The sequence below is a fragment of the Bacillus cereus ATCC 14579 genome, from assembly GCF_000007825.1.
GTDB classification, from domain to species: Bacteria; Bacillota; Bacilli; order Bacillales; family Bacillaceae_G; genus Bacillus_A; species Bacillus_A cereus.
Map to the genome: position 1 here is coordinate 4,269,496 of NC_004722.1, position 14,448 is coordinate 4,283,943.

Below are 14,448 nucleotides of genomic sequence, written 5' to 3' on the forward strand. Positions count from 1 at the left end.
ACTACTATTCCCGCACTTTACTCATACGATCTTCAGATTATGCTAGAACTAAAAATACATCTTCTTTATAAAACAAAAGCAACCTTCTCGGTTGCTTTTGTTTTATCCGTTTTTCTTCGCCATGAAGAAAATACGCTCTGTTTGTTCTGTAACTTCAAGTCGCTCAAAATCACCTGTTACACGAAGCACTGTAAAACCTGCTTCTTCAAGCCATTTCGTTAACTCTTCCACTTGATATGCACGTTGCACGTGACATTCGTCAAACCGATGGTACACATCTTCTTCCGGATCTTGAACAAAGAATGTTAAATCATGCTCTACACTATTTGATTCTTCACCAGGGAAGCAATTCCAAATAAGAGATATTTCTTCTCCATTCACTGTATACGTTTCATTTTGAAATACATGATGTATTTTATATAAAGAATGTACATCAAATAAAAACAAACCATCTTGACGTAAATGGTGAAATACTCTTCTAAATGTTTCTTGTACTCCATCTTCTTGCAATACATAATTTAATGAATCACAAAAGATGGTTACACAATCAAACTCACCTGGAACATCAAGCTCTCGCATGTCTTGTTGATAAAAAGGAATAAAGTATCCCTCTCCTCCTAGTTTTTGCTGAGCGACTGTTAACATTTCTTCTGAAAGATCGACACCTATTAAATCGTAACCCTTTTGCACAAGCGGCAGGGTTACATTACCCGTACCGCATGCTACATCAAGAATTTTTGCCTCTTTCATATCTGCCTGCTGTAAACTTTCCTCTGTAAATTCCACCCATTTATCATAAGGGACATCATTCATTAGTTCGTCGTACAACAATGCAAATTGTTCGTATTTCATTGGCCTAACTCTTCTGTAATATCTTCACGTGGCACATCGCCCCATAGACGCTCTAAATTATAGTGATTACGCTCATCTTTATGGAATACATGAGCAACTACATCTCCAAGATCAACTAATACCCAACGTGCTTCGTCAAACCCTTCCATACGTTGTACGTCGATTTGGAACTCATGTGCTTTTGATTTAATTTCACGTGCAATTGCTTGCACTTGTTTGTCTGAATTCCCGTGACAAATAATGAAATAATCTGCAATTGGTGAAATACCTTGCATATTTAGGACAACCATATCTTCTGCTCTCTTATCATCAGCTGCTTTTGCCGCTAATACTAATAAATCTTTATCGTTCATTTACTCATTTCCTCCTTGATAACTGCATTGTATGTTTGGAATGTTAATGGATAAATCGTCTGATCTTTTTCCATTAAAAATTGAATTGTTCTCTTTAACGCAAATAATAAAGCTTGATTTATATCCGTATATGCGAGTTTACGAGCCTCTTCCACTCCTGGAAACTTTCGCCCAGGTTCAATGTAATCAGCTACATAAATCACTTTATCTAACATCGTCATATTCTCATGACCACTTGTATGATATGTAATAGCTTGCAAAATTTCAGAATCCGTAATGCCTACTTCTTTTTCTACTAAGTATGCCCCAACAGGTGCATGCCATAACTCTTTGTTATAGCAAAGTAAATCTTTCGGCAAATCTTCACGTTTAATAATCTCTTCCATCTCTGAAATCGCTCTACATTTCGCATAATCATGGAATATAGCTGCCATCTCTGCTTTTTTTTCGTCCACACCGTATAACTTAGCAAGCTCAATCGCTGTCTCCATTACACCAATTGTGTGTATATAACGTTTTTCATGCATTTGTTGTTTGACAATATGCAGTGCATTCTCACGATTCATACAACCCATTCCTCTCGATATATACCTGTACTTTTTCGGGAAGTAAATATTTACACGTTTTCTTCTCCTTATATCTCTCACGTAATAAGGATGAAGAAACTGCAAATTCCGGAATTTCCACTGTAGTAATCTTATATGGTGTATGCAATGTATACCCAGGTCTTGCAACTCCAACAAACGTTACAAGATTAAGTAAAGCTTCAATGTTATACCACTTCGGTAAATACTCAACCATATCCCCACCAATAATAAAGTGAAACTGCACATCCGGATACTTCTTCGTCAATTGTAACATAGTGTCATACGTATAAGATGGGCCCTTCCTACTTAGCTCTTCTAAACAAATAGAAAAGTGCTCTTCTGCCTCAGTCGCGAGCTCTAACATATGTAAACGACTTTCTACACTTGTAATATTCCGCCCTTGTTTATGTGGCGGAATCTGGTTTGGCAAGAACCATACTTCTTCCAAGTTCAAAGCGTGATATACTTCATTTGCAATTAGCAAATGTCCATAGTGAGGCGGATCAAATGTACCGCCAATGATGCCAATTTTTCTCAAAAGAAACGCCCCTTCCTTTTACATACAGCAACTCTCCTCGGTTAGGAATGAAGAGAGTTGCTATTAATAAAAGTTCAATTGGTTTCGCTCTCTACATCATTACGCATAAACGATAAAAATAGCGCATGCTAGTCTTTTTATCGAGGAAGCTTAATTTGTTTATTTTCTCTTGATTCTTTGTATAAAACGATTGTGCTTCCAATTACTTGAACGATTTCAGCACGTGCACCTTTTGCAAGTTCTTCCGCAACCTCACGGCGATCAAATTCACAGTTTTGTAATACACTTACTTTAAATAACTCACGAGCTTCTAAAGTATCTGCGATTTGTTTAATCATATTTTCATTTACTCCGCCTTTTCCTACTTGAAAAATTGGTGTTAAATTGATGTGCTTGTGCACGTAAAAATCTTTTTTGTTTTCCTGTTAACATATATGTTAGCCTCCAAGCTTTTCTATAACTAATTGTTTCATTCTTTCGATATTTGGCGTGCGTCCTGTCCACATTTCAAATGCAAGTGCTCCTTGATAAACAAACATATCAATACCATTTTGAATGATTGCACCTTGCTCTTTTGCCTCACATAAAATTTTCGTTTCAAATGGATTATAAATTATATCTGATACAATCGTTCCTTTTTTTAACGAACAAATTTGTAATGGCGTATGTTCTACGTGTGGATGCATACCTATCGTTGTCGTCTGAATGATAATATCATAATTTCCTTGTTCTTCTGTCGCTTTTTCTAACGACAAAGCAACAGAATTAACATCGGCCGTACGTGCAGCAATAAGTTCCTTTGCCTTATCTACTGTACGATTGGCTACATCAATCTCTTTTACACCTACATCAGCAAGAGAAAAATAAATAGCTCGGCTAGCACCACCTGAACCAAGTAACAAAATACGTTTCCCTTGAAGTGGTTCATTACTAATTGACTGCAACGCTCGAACAAAACCAATCCCGTCTGTATTATAGCCAATTAATCTTCCATCCTTATGAACCACTGTATTTACTGCACCGATTTTCCTTGCCAATGGGTCAATCTCATCCAAATACTCCATAATAGCAACCTTGTGCGGAGTTGTTACATTAAATCCTGAAATACCTAATGCTTTTAAACCTCTTACTGCTTCCCCTAGCAATTCCTCTTCAACAAGGAACGCATGATAATGGGCATCCATATTCAAGTGTTCAAATGCGTCGTTATGCATAACGGGTGATAATGAATGTCCAATTGGATTTCCGATTACACCATATAATTGTTTCATAAATCCCTCTCCATATTAAATTAAAGATTTACGTAGTGAAACACTTACTCCTTTTGGTACGTGTGCAACAATTTTTGCTCCTGGTTCGGGGGGGGGGCCCATCCTAATCCAAAAAATACAACATCCGTTTTAGGTTCACGAATATTAAATTCGTATTTCACTAGCTCAGGCATATTTGCTAATTCTTCTGGCGTTGGTGGGCTTAGTAAATCCCCGGCATGATTTTTATATAATTCATCTGCTTTCTCAAGCTTTGTACGATGGATTGTTAAGCGATTCGAGAAGTGACAAGTAAATGCACGACGACCACCACTTACATAATCAAAACGTGCCAATCCACTAAAGAATAACGTTTGTTCTTCATTTAATTGGAATACCATCGGCTTAATTTCTTTTGTTGGTGTAATAAGCTTTAAGCTTTGCTTTCCAACATAATGAGCCATTTGGTGGTGGTTAATAATACCTGGCGTATCATATAAAGAAGACTCTTCGTCCAATGGAATATCAATTAAATCAAGTGTTGTTCCTGGGAAATGAGATGTTGTAATTACATTTTCAGTCTCATCACTAAATTCTTTAATCATACGATTAATAAATGTCGATTTCCCTACATTCGTACATCCAACAACATAAACATCTTTGCCGCCGCGATAATACTCAATAGCATCTGCTAATTCAGCGATTCCTTGTCCCTTCGCTGCACTAATTAAAAAGACATCTTCTGGTTTTAATCCTAGCTGCTTTGCACTATAGCGCATCCAATGTTTTACTTTATCATGTTTTACTGACTTTGGAATTAAATCAGCTTTATTTCCAACAAGTAATACTTTATTATTCCCTACGAAACGATGTAAGCCAGGTAACCAGCTACCATTAAAATCAAAAATATCTACAATTTTGACTACTAATGCATCTGATTTTCCAATTCCATTTAAAATGCGTAGGAAGTCATCATCTGTTAACGATACATCTTGAATTTCATTGTAATGCTTCAAGCGAAAACAACGTTGACAAATAACTTGTTCTTTCTCTAAAGATGAGGCAGGAGCATACCCCACTTCGTTTTTATTTTCTGTTTGAATTTCTACACCGCAACCAATACATTTAATTGTTTCAGTCAAACTTTATTCCTCCCAGTTAATTAAACCTTTTTTCTTCATATTTTTCATAATTCTTCGTTCAATTTTTCGATTAAAGCGCGTTACTAATCCGTCCGTTTGTGCTACCGGTACAACTAAAATTGTATGAAGGCCTACTCGGTTTCCACCAAGCACGTCAGTCAGTAACTGATCTCCAATTACTACAACTTCATCTGGCTGCAAACGCATCTCTTGTATCGCACGCTTAAATGCGCGAACAAATGGTTTACGTGCACTATGAATAAATGGAATACCTAATGGATCAGCAAAATCTTTTACACGTTGCTCATTATTATTTGAAACGACCGTTACTTGAATGCCTTGCTCTTTCATTTCCAAAAACCATTTTTCAAGTTGCGGTGTTGCATTGGGACGATCCCATTCAATTAAAGTGTTATCTAAGTCAGTAATAACACCTTTAATCCCACGTTTTTTTAAATCTTCTGGTTGAACATGATATACATTTTTCACATATTCATTTGGTAAAAATAGTTTCAATTTCTTTCACCTCTTTGAGGATTTTTCATAAAATTTTTCGACAACATTTTTCGATATATAACCTGTGGATAAAATTGTACACATTTTCCACATTAATTTTTCAGTTAATTTGGAATTTACTAACAAACTATACACACTTTATCCACCTAGGTATGTGGATAACCACTTGTTTGTGACTGTCATATTTTTTTGGTACATTAAATGCATCAACGAATCAATCCTTATATTATTAGGAGGTGACTCACCTTGAAAACAAAACATATGGAACAGTTATCCACTGAGTTACTCACTGAGTCTTATTATAAAGCAAAAGAACTAAAATTAAATCCCGACTTCATTTTACTTATAAAACAAGAAATCATTAGACGCTCATTAGAGGACAAGCTTGTCAAATCATCTTGATTACATATAAAGTGAAAGTTTAATCAGCCCTTACCAATTAAACAGTTAAAGGATAATTTATTGGATGCCCTGTAAAAAGAGCCATCCTACGATGGCTCTCGAATAAACAAGTACTCCCATCTAGGGGATTTCATCATTAAGTATCTTTGCCCATAACTCTTACTTACGGTTATAAAAGCTTTTCTTTATTTATGAGCTAAGCGAGTAGCTATTTTTTCACCAAGACGAAGCTCTTGTCCACTCTTTAATTCCTGCACTACTTCTATCATATCTTTTTCAAACAATAACACAACTGTTGAACCAAATGTAAAGTATGCCATTTCTTCACCTTTTTGAACAGTGTCTCTCTCATGCAAAAGCTCAATACTATTAACAAACATGGCCCCTACTTTTACAAGAGCCATATGCTCGCCATCACTGCTTACTTCTGTAACAGAACGATAATTTTTTGACAGTGGTTCTTTCCCGTATTCCATACCAGCTGCATTTACCGGATATGATTTTCTACCGAGTACAAATCTTTCAGTCACAGAACCAGAAAGCGGACTATGAATGCGATGATAATGACTTGGACTCAAATAAATTACCATATATGTACCGCCTGCATATCGCGTTGCACGTTCTTCATTACCTAGCATATCCACAATTGAATAGCGCTTTCCTTTAATATCAAATGTTTTTGTATCCTCAATAGGACCATGATCTGCAAAAACACCATCAACAGGACTAACGATACTCGATGCATCTGTATCAATACTACGCTTTCCTTCTTTTAGCTTACGCGTAAATAATTCATGCAATGTTCTATATTCCTTCAAACCCTTTTCCATCTCATCTTGATTAATTTGAAAAACTTTCGCATACGATGGAATAATGATAGAGCTCAAACGAGATTGTGCAAATTTACGTAATATATAAGAAGTAAAGCGACCATTTGTAAGTTCTATCATAAGTCGATATAATGTACGTCGCAAATTGCGAAACCCCCTAATCAGTCTATAACTTTAGTTTTCCCTTCTTTTCTTTCTATATCATATGTAAAATTGGTTCTTATTCCCACATATCATATAAAGCAGCCTTATTATATATACAGAAAACTAAGTATGGTATTATTCTTAAATTATTTAGCACCTTCTAATATTACAGATAGAATCCGTCATTTTCAACAGTGAACATGTATTTCTTCTTAGCATAACGCGTTTTCTTTTCTTATTTACAATAAGAAAAGCAGCCCATTTTAAATATGGCTGCTTCTAATACACTTTACTCTTTCGCTTTTTTCTCTTTCTCTGCCCTGACAAACTCGTGGAACATTTTCATTAAAGCACGCTTTTCAATCCGTGATACGTAGCTTCTAGAAATACCAAGCGCCTTAGCGATTTCCCGCTGTGTTTTCTCCTTATCTAGCCCAAGTCCAAAACGTTTCACAATCACTTCTTTTTCTCTTTCGTCTAAAATATCGATATACTCTTTAATTTTTTCTAACTCCATACTAAGCTGAATCATATCAATTACATCTTCAGACTCTGATTTTAATATATCAATAAGCGATATTTCATTGCCCTCTTTATCTTGCCCGATCGGATCATGAAGTGAAACATCTTTTTTCGTTTTCTTTAGTACACGTAAATGCATCAAAATTTCATTTTCAATACAGCGTGCTGCATACGTCGCAAGCTTCGTTCCCTTTCCTGCAGAATAGCTCTCGATCGCTTTAATGAGCCCAATCGTACCAATTGAAATTAAATCTTCTGCATCTTCTCCTGTGTTCTCAAATTTTTTAACGATATGAGCTACAAGCCGTAAATTATGTTCAATTAAAAGATTTCTCGCTTGAGCATCACCTTGCTCCATTAACTCTAAGTACTTTCTCTCATCATCTGATGATAACGGCTGCGGGAACGCATTATTCTTCACATAAGAAACAAAGACAAACACTTCTCGAACCATATATCCAATTGCGGCGAATAGACTCAAACCTTTCACCTCCGCCAAAATAGTGGTCTTTATTATGTGTATGTGGGCGTGAGGTTGTTTGTGTCTGTACAGTTTATTTATAAAACTCAACACTTCCAACATTTAAAATATTTTATTGTTATATTATAATTATATAAAATTGTTATTTATATATGAATATGCTATTAAAGGGGACATTATTCATGATTACATTAGAACGATTATTAAATGTAACAATTTATTTAGGGGTATTTTTACTTTTCATTTCGTTCATTACTTTTGTTATTAAAAGAGGACCTGATTTATTATTTTTTCAATTTGGAATTTCTTTATTTTTTGGAGCTCAAATTATAACTGGAATAAAATTTTTTCATAACTATGGTTTCTCGTTTCACTCAAAACTAGAACTACTTATCTTTATTTTCTATGTAATTGGAATTATTACATGTATACTATTGTTCTTTCATTTTCAAAATCTGTATCGAATTTTTTTATTAATTTGTAGTTTTTTATTTTTAACTGGATCCAATTATTACTTTAAAGAAACATTAAATTTTAGTAAAAAAATTCCAAAGCAACATAAAACTTTTTTAAGTACACAAGAAGACTCTTTTCCAAAAGAAGTCCGTAAATTTTCAGAGGATTACAATAATATAATAAGGAATGACTTTTATGAAATACCGATGATTCCTACTGAATTACAGATTACAAGCAAAAAAGATTCTTCACATAGTACATCTTTCTTAGTTGAACTTCATAATAGCGAGAATGAAATTACTGATGACTCTGTACAATTAACTCCATCAGACCGTTTTTATGTGCTGTTAAATACACAAAAAACAAAAATATCAAAAATAGTATATGAAGGGCAGAATTTTTTCACATTTACAGTCACACTAAAGGCTCTTAATTTACAGCAAGAACCAGAAATTCATAATATGTTTTTAGAAATAGATAAACGTAGAGCGATGAATCTTCTTAATTTTGAAATTAAAGCCCATACTAAAGAATGGAAAGTAATATTTAAAAGTGATAGTTCTCATTCCAATCTTCCTATCACATTTACTTTTGAAAAGCGAACAGGCAAATTATAAAAATAAAAAGAGTTATTTTCTTTGAAAAATAACTCTTTTTATTTTACTTACTCCAAATCTTTCTCCCCGCTTGGGCATCAATATAACGAATTTCCCGACTACAATCAAAAGGTTCTTTATGTTTTTCATCTGTCGTTTGTTTGTACAGTAGTTTGTATTTCGTTTCCTCTGCATCATGATCTAAAAACCATTCTAATTTAACTCGGATAGCCGCTCTGTATATTTCTAACGCTTTTTCTTTTATTAATTTTGGTGTTGTTTCATATGTAAGTAATTTTTTTATAAAGTTGCTAGACTCCCCCGAGTAGTGCATAACAGCACCATTTTCTGCATTGATGTTGATCATAAATTGGTTATACTCTGCCGGAATATCATTTATATATACAGAAAAGATAAATCTTTCAATCCCATCTTCTGCTTCTTCACGTTCCTCCCAAAGACGCAGATATTGTTTGATATCTGGAATAACTCGTTCTAAAAATTGAAGTGCTTTTTGTAAACATTCCTCTCTAGACAGTATTTGCTTTACTTCTTTATCATCTGTCAGTTTTATAAAACCAGTTAATTCATTGGTTAATTTATCAATTGTAACGCTAACTAAATTATTATATTTCAACATCGGTAAATGCTTTTTAAAGAATTCATTCATTAAATATGGATTCTTTTCTTCTTTCTGTTTTTGTAATTCCTCTTTCGGAACAAATTTCATCCTTATTTCATCATCATTTTCCGTCTCATCTACTTTTGTAAAACCTTCTTTATTCCAGTCAAATAATTCGAATATGTCACCTCGTTCGTTACCTTTTCTCGATTTTCCAACAGCTACAGCCGAAGGCAATTTATAATGATCTGGCTCATATAAATCTTTACCTGTACTTGCATCAATAAACGCATGACTAGGCTCTGGTTCATATACAAGATGGTACCCTTTTACTTCTTCCCCGCTTTCATACTCACATGAAGAGTATGTTAAATCTATAAATACAAGTCTCATATCTTGTCTAGCTTTCAAATTTTCTAAAACGATATTCTCCTCAACAATTTCACTTGGCCATAACGGTTTTTTCTCTATAGCTTTTTGTCCATTGTAATGAAATTGCACAACATTACCTGAAGGGTTCACTCGCACAACGCACCCTGTATTCGGCAATGGATAGCTATTCACTTCTTGCATATAATTTACTTCTTTCCAACCACGCCTGTCGTCCTTAACCGTTACATATGTATAGAATTCATATCCTTCTTTTGTATATTTTTTCAAGAACGCATTTGCAATCTCCCTTGCCTTCTTCTCCTCTATCGCTTCCTTACCACTTGAAAAAGAATTTTCATCATCTATCCTAAACTCAATTAAATTACCAGTATGTCTATTCAATGTAATTTGTATCGTTCTCTCCTGATCCTCTTTATGCTCCCACCATAATAGATGATACGGGTCATCAACCCCTTCTTGATCATCTACAACAAGACTATATTCATCTGGAATGTTAATAATATGAGCCACTCGCTCTTTTCTTTCTTTATCTTTTTGATTCATCATACCGCTCCCTTTATTACATTTTAAGGTAATTATAACAAACAAAACCAAAGAACTATAAAAAAAAGACTAGAGATATCTCTAGTCTTTTACTTCGTCTCACGATGTAACGTTACTCGCTTTAATCGTGGACAATATTTTTTTAGTTCGATGCGTTCTGGATTGTTTCGTTTATTTTTTTTAGAAATGTAATTACGATCGCCACACTCCGTACAAGCTAATGTAATATTTACACGCATATTTAATTCTCCTTTCTTTCAAAGATTGCAACTAAAACGTAATGATTACGATTTATATATTATAAAACTTCATTCTATTTGTCCATTGCAAAAACAAGAAGATTCCATTTAGAATCCCCTTGTTTTTTATAGTTAAATAAATTTTGTCCCGCATTAACGGCCAATAAGACCCCTACTGATTTAAAGTTTCACTTTATTAAAACGATTCGTATGTAACAAACTCACTAATCGGCTTTCGATATCCTCGTGGACGAGTTTTAGTCGTATCACTTTTTCCTATCGTAATCATTAAAACAGGTACTATATGCTCCGGCATATTTAATTCACTTTGTACTGCTTTTTCATCGAAACCAATCATTGGACATGTATCATAGCCATAATATTTAGCTGCGTACATAAAAGTCATCGCGCTTAACGAAGCATTTCTAATCGCTTCATCCTCCATGAAACGCTCTCCTTTTCCTTCATATAAACCTTTCGTTTTCCTAATTGTATCTTCATATTCACATTCATCAATCATCTTTAAAACTTTCATGCCGAAGTAAATATTTTCAACATTTTGGTATGCTTTTTTATCACCACAAACGAACACTACCGCTGATGCACTCGATACTTTATATTGACCGAAAGCTAATTCTTTTAATCTTTCTTTTCGCTCTTGATCACGAATTACAACATAATGTGTGTGCTGCAAATTATAGCAAGATGGAGAAAGCTTAGTTAACTCAAATATTTTTTTAAAATCCTCATCAGGGATTTCTATACCTTGTATAAATTTCATTGCAGAACGTCTAGCAATTGCTAATTCTTCAAAGTTCACCATATATCCTCCTCAATAACTATAAATTTAAATATACATTAATTTATACAAATAGATAAATCAAATAAAAACACTTTAAATCCGAATAATAATTATGATTAACAGCAAAAAAGACAAAAAGCTGAAACAATTAGTTCATACGAAATTCACACGAATCTATTACTATAGAAACTGTACATAGTGAACTTATTAACAATCACGTTTATTAATATAAAATCTTACTCGAAAGGAGTTGAAAGTATGAAAACTAAATATCGCTTTATGATCTCATCATTTGCTGCTTGCGCTTATATGATTTGGTATTTAGTATAATAACGACCTCACTTGCAAATAGGAAAAGGTGTGTATATAAATGGAATATAATCAATCAACAGTTAACTACTGGAAAGCTTTTGTATTACCATATACATTTGCTTTAGAAGAGTTAAAAACTAAATTTGAAATTATGAACCGGGAAGCTCAATTTCTAGAGGATTACAACCCGTTTGAACATATAAAAACAAGACTAAAACAACCTGAAAGTATTATTAAAAAACTAGAGCGCAAAAACTTATTACCAACAGTTGAAAATGCTCAAACACATTTACAAGATATTATTGGTATTCGTATTACATGTTGCTTCGTAGAAGATATCTATCATTTGAAAGAAGTCATTCAAAAACGCGAAGATATGGAAGTCATAGAAGTAAAAGATTATATCGCTAACCCAAAACGAAACGGATATAAAAGTTTACACATGATCATTAAATACCCTTTATCACTAAATTCTGGTACAAAAGATGTATTTGCAGAAATTCAGTTACGTACACTGGCAATGGACTTTTGGGCAAGTTTAGAACACAAACTTTATTATAAATATGAAGGGAAAATACCGGAGTATTTAAAAGATGAACTACATGATGCAGCAATGAAAGCTGAAGATCTGGATAATAAAATGGCCACAATTCGTCAAGATATTGATGATATTGAGGCATGTTCAAATCAAATTATGCTACCACTATAAAAAAAGGTTCTCGCCAATGAGAACCTTTTTTCTATCATTTTTGGGAAGTACGACTCCACACTTATTAAAGTTTCACTTTATTTTTTCTCTATCGTTCGAACCTCTTCAATCTTCCATTTATCATCTTCTTTCCCAAGAGCATACTGTACTTTCTTTTGAAGAGTGATACTGTCGTCTACTTCCTTTTCTTTCGTTTCAACAATAACATACCCTACTTTACTAACTTTCATATCTATATGTTCCAATTCAATTTTCTTATTTCCCTTTTGAAATGCGGCTTCTTTTTGTGTTTTTAAGTCTTCAGCACTAGGCATCTTCTTTGAAAATAACTCCATATGTTCTGCAAGATTTTTTTCATTCGTCGTTCGCACAAATGTATGAATAACATCTTGAATAGATCTCTCTTCTTCTTTTGTTATTTGTACCTTTTCCTCAGTTTTTTTAGTAGTAGATTTTTGTTCTACGTTATTCTCTTCTTGTTGACATCCAACTAGTAGTACTACAAACACTAGAAGGAATCTTAATTTCCTAAATAACTTTTTCATATTCCCAACTCCTAAAAAGAAAAGTGAGGCATTTCGCCTCACTTTCGCTCTTAATTAGCGTCTTCCTTTATTCGGATCGCCACCGCCAACAATATCAAAGACACGTTTCGCTATATTTGTATTCTCTTGAACGCCAGAGAACAAGTATTTACCTGGACCAAATGCATATACGTTCACATCTTCCCCTGTATGTCCACCCGTTGTCCAGCCTGTAACCGAGCGCTTATTGAAAATATCTTCAATTGCATTATCAATCTTTGTTACATCTTTTGACGGAGCTATATCATTTACAGCTTGAATTTCTTCTGGAGTTAATTGTAAATCAATATACTTTTTCAATGTTTCTTCTACATTTGCACCTTTTGCAATCTCATTTGCCATAAAGTCTGGTGTGCGCTTTGCAGCTTTAATTGGTTCTACTTTAAAGTTATACTCGCCATTGGCACCTAAAGATAAGCCACCAGTAGCGTGATCTGCCGTTGCAACAACTAACGTATTTTTATCTTTTTTCGCAAACTCAATCGCTGCTTTGAAAGCTTTTTCGAAGTCTTCCATTTCACTCATTGCACCAACAATATCATTATCATGTCCAGCCCAGTCGATTTGACTTCCTTCCACCATTAAAAAGAAACCATTTTTATTTTTGTTCAAACGCTCAATTGCTGCATTAGTCATTTCTTCTAATGAAGGTGTTTTCTCATTACGGTCAATCATTTTATCTAATCCACCTGGTGCAAATAAACCAAGAATTTGGTCATTTTTATCATTTAACAATTGATCTCGATCCGTTACATAGCTATAACCAGATTTCTTAAACTCTTCTGTAAGATTACGATCTTTTCTAACAAAGTTCTTTACGCCGCCGCCAAGCATAACATCTACTTTATGCTTCCCTTTAATTTTCTCATCAAAATAATCATTTGCAATTGCGTCCATATTTTTACGGCTAATGTCATGCGCACCGAAAGCAGCTGGTGTTGCATGTGTAATTTCAGAAGTTGCAACGAGTCCCGTTGATTTCCCTTTTTCTTTCGCTTGCTCAAGAACTGTTTTCACTTCCGCTTTATCATTATCAACTGCAATTGCAGCATTATATGTTTTAATCCCTGCTGACATAGCTGTTGCTGCCGATGCAGAGTCTGTAATATTTTCATGTTCATCTTCTGGGTATGTTTTTTGTGTTCCTACAAGATGCTTATCAAATTCTGTAGATTCCATTTCAAAGGTTTTTGGATTATCTTTCATATAACGGTGAGCCGTCATATATGAAGGACCCATACCATCCCCAATTAATACGATAACATTTTTAATCTTTGCATTGCTTCCGTTCTCATCTGCATTAACCTCACTAGAACGAGTAAAATTCCATGTTGCTACCGAAGTAACTGCTAATGATGCCACAACTGCAAATGGCCATGCTTTTTTCACAAACTTTTTCACTGTCTTGTCCCCCTAATTAGGTTATTCATTTCCCACTATCAAATTTAACGGAAGACTATTAAGAGAAAATTAGCTGTATGTAAATTTTTTGTTAACTTATGTAAATATCAGTTATAATTTGTATAACTTTGTCTTTTTGTATCAATCATCCCGCCCTTTACAATTTAAATATAA

Annotated in this window: 16 protein-coding genes and 2 pseudogenes; 3 read left to right on the top strand and 15 right to left on the bottom strand. The window is 34.0% G+C overall.

Translation table 11 applies throughout. From position 1 onward, the window contains the following. Positions 1 to 102: 102 nt before the first annotated feature. The 8 genes and pseudogenes from BC_RS21610 to BC_RS21645 form a co-directional block, all read right to left on the bottom strand. Positions 103 to 852, bottom strand: a complete 750-nt coding sequence (locus BC_RS21610) for a class I SAM-dependent methyltransferase (RefSeq protein ID WP_000873069.1) — start codon at positions 850 to 852, stop codon at positions 103 to 105. Then, the gene (gene rsfS, locus BC_RS21615) at positions 849 to 1,205 is read right to left on the bottom strand and encodes a ribosome silencing factor (protein WP_000998173.1); all 357 of its coding nucleotides are present in this window, start codon (positions 1,203 to 1,205) and stop codon (positions 849 to 851) included. The genes BC_RS21610 and rsfS overlap by 4 nt, the downstream gene beginning before the upstream one ends. Further along, positions 1,202 to 1,771, bottom strand: coding sequence for a bis(5'-nucleosyl)-tetraphosphatase (symmetrical) YqeK (gene yqeK / locus BC_RS21620; protein ID WP_001078477.1), 570 nt, complete (start codon positions 1,769 to 1,771; stop codon positions 1,202 to 1,204). Before yqeK ends, rsfS begins: the two co-directional genes overlap by 4 nt. Beyond that, complete coding sequence (gene nadD, locus BC_RS21625; protein ID WP_001226048.1) at positions 1,761 to 2,330, bottom strand: nicotinate-nucleotide adenylyltransferase; 570 nt, start codon at positions 2,328 to 2,330, stop codon at positions 1,761 to 1,763. Before nadD ends, yqeK begins: the two co-directional genes overlap by 11 nt. A gap of 137 nt (positions 2,331 to 2,467) precedes the next feature. Further along, positions 2,468 to 2,762: pseudogene (gene yhbY / locus BC_RS21630) on the bottom strand (ribosome assembly RNA-binding protein YhbY). A 5-nt stretch (positions 2,763 to 2,767) separates the two neighbouring features. Then, a complete protein-coding gene (aroE, locus tag BC_RS21635) occupies positions 2,768 to 3,601 on the bottom strand; it encodes a shikimate dehydrogenase (RefSeq protein ID WP_000812076.1) in 834 nt (277 codons plus the stop codon). A gap of 15 nt (positions 3,602 to 3,616) precedes the next feature. Further along, a pseudogene (yqeH, locus tag BC_RS21640) lies at positions 3,617 to 4,722 on the bottom strand (ribosome biogenesis GTPase YqeH). A 3-nt stretch (positions 4,723 to 4,725) separates the two neighbouring features. Further along, positions 4,726 to 5,238, bottom strand: coding sequence for a YqeG family HAD IIIA-type phosphatase (locus BC_RS21645; RefSeq protein WP_000765314.1), 513 nt, complete (start codon positions 5,236 to 5,238; stop codon positions 4,726 to 4,728). Between the two features lie 246 nt (positions 5,239 to 5,484). Between BC_RS21645 and BC_RS21650 the strand changes: the two genes are divergently transcribed. After that, positions 5,485 to 5,640 carry a sporulation histidine kinase inhibitor Sda gene (locus BC_RS21650; RefSeq protein ID WP_000850094.1) on the top strand — a complete coding sequence of 52 codons (156 nt, stop codon included), beginning with the start codon at positions 5,485 to 5,487 and terminating at the stop codon, positions 5,638 to 5,640. A gap of 185 nt (positions 5,641 to 5,825) precedes the next feature. Here BC_RS21650 and BC_RS21655 read toward each other — a convergent pair whose 3' ends face one another. Together BC_RS21655 and sigK are read right to left on the bottom strand one after the other, a co-directional pair. Then, on the bottom strand, positions 5,826 to 6,614 hold the full coding sequence (locus BC_RS21655; protein ID WP_001255000.1) for a phosphatidylserine decarboxylase: 789 nt from the start codon (positions 6,612 to 6,614) through the stop codon (positions 5,826 to 5,828). A 289-nt stretch (positions 6,615 to 6,903) separates the two neighbouring features. Continuing rightward, positions 6,904 to 7,617: an RNA polymerase sporulation sigma factor SigK gene (sigK, locus tag BC_RS21660; RefSeq protein ID WP_000051382.1), complete on the bottom strand. Its 714-nt coding sequence runs from the start codon at positions 7,615 to 7,617 to the stop codon at positions 6,904 to 6,906. Between the two features lie 152 nt (positions 7,618 to 7,769). On the opposite strand from sigK, the gene BC_RS21665 reads away from it, so the two are divergent. Further along, a complete protein-coding gene (locus BC_RS21665) occupies positions 7,770 to 8,690 on the top strand; it encodes a hypothetical protein (protein ID WP_002024823.1) in 921 nt (306 codons plus the stop codon). A gap of 43 nt (positions 8,691 to 8,733) precedes the next feature. Here BC_RS21665 and BC_RS21670 read toward each other — a convergent pair whose 3' ends face one another. The 3 genes from BC_RS21670 to BC_RS21680 all read right to left on the bottom strand — a co-directional run bounded on the left by BC_RS21670 (position 8,734) and on the right by BC_RS21680 (position 11,289). Next, a complete protein-coding gene (locus tag BC_RS21670; protein ID WP_001072094.1) occupies positions 8,734 to 10,227 on the bottom strand; it encodes a YcdB/YcdC domain-containing protein in 1,494 nt (497 codons plus the stop codon). 89 nt (positions 10,228 to 10,316) lie between these two features. Next, positions 10,317 to 10,466 carry a 50S ribosomal protein L33 gene (gene rpmG, locus BC_RS21675; protein WP_001265617.1) on the bottom strand — a complete coding sequence of 50 codons (150 nt, stop codon included), beginning with the start codon at positions 10,464 to 10,466 and terminating at the stop codon, positions 10,317 to 10,319. Between the two features lie 196 nt (positions 10,467 to 10,662). Further along, positions 10,663 to 11,289, bottom strand: a complete 627-nt coding sequence (locus BC_RS21680) for a nitroreductase family protein (RefSeq protein WP_000245977.1) — start codon at positions 11,287 to 11,289, stop codon at positions 10,663 to 10,665. Between the two features lie 349 nt (positions 11,290 to 11,638). Here BC_RS21680 and BC_RS21685 point away from each other — a divergent pair, with 349 nt between their 5' ends. Then, positions 11,639 to 12,289: a GTP pyrophosphokinase gene (locus BC_RS21685; protein WP_000456219.1), complete on the top strand. Its 651-nt coding sequence runs from the start codon at positions 11,639 to 11,641 to the stop codon at positions 12,287 to 12,289. Positions 12,290 to 12,366: 77 nt separating this feature from the next. Here BC_RS21685 and BC_RS21690 read toward each other — a convergent pair whose 3' ends face one another. Continuing rightward, positions 12,367 to 12,834 carry a hypothetical protein gene (locus BC_RS21690; RefSeq protein ID WP_000732795.1) on the bottom strand — a complete coding sequence of 156 codons (468 nt, stop codon included), beginning with the start codon at positions 12,832 to 12,834 and terminating at the stop codon, positions 12,367 to 12,369. Positions 12,835 to 12,888: 54 nt separating this feature from the next. After that, entirely contained in the window at positions 12,889 to 14,274 is a 1,386-nt protein-coding gene (locus BC_RS21695) for an alkaline phosphatase (RefSeq protein WP_000714913.1), read from the bottom strand. Positions 14,275 to 14,448: the final 174 nt, after the last annotated feature.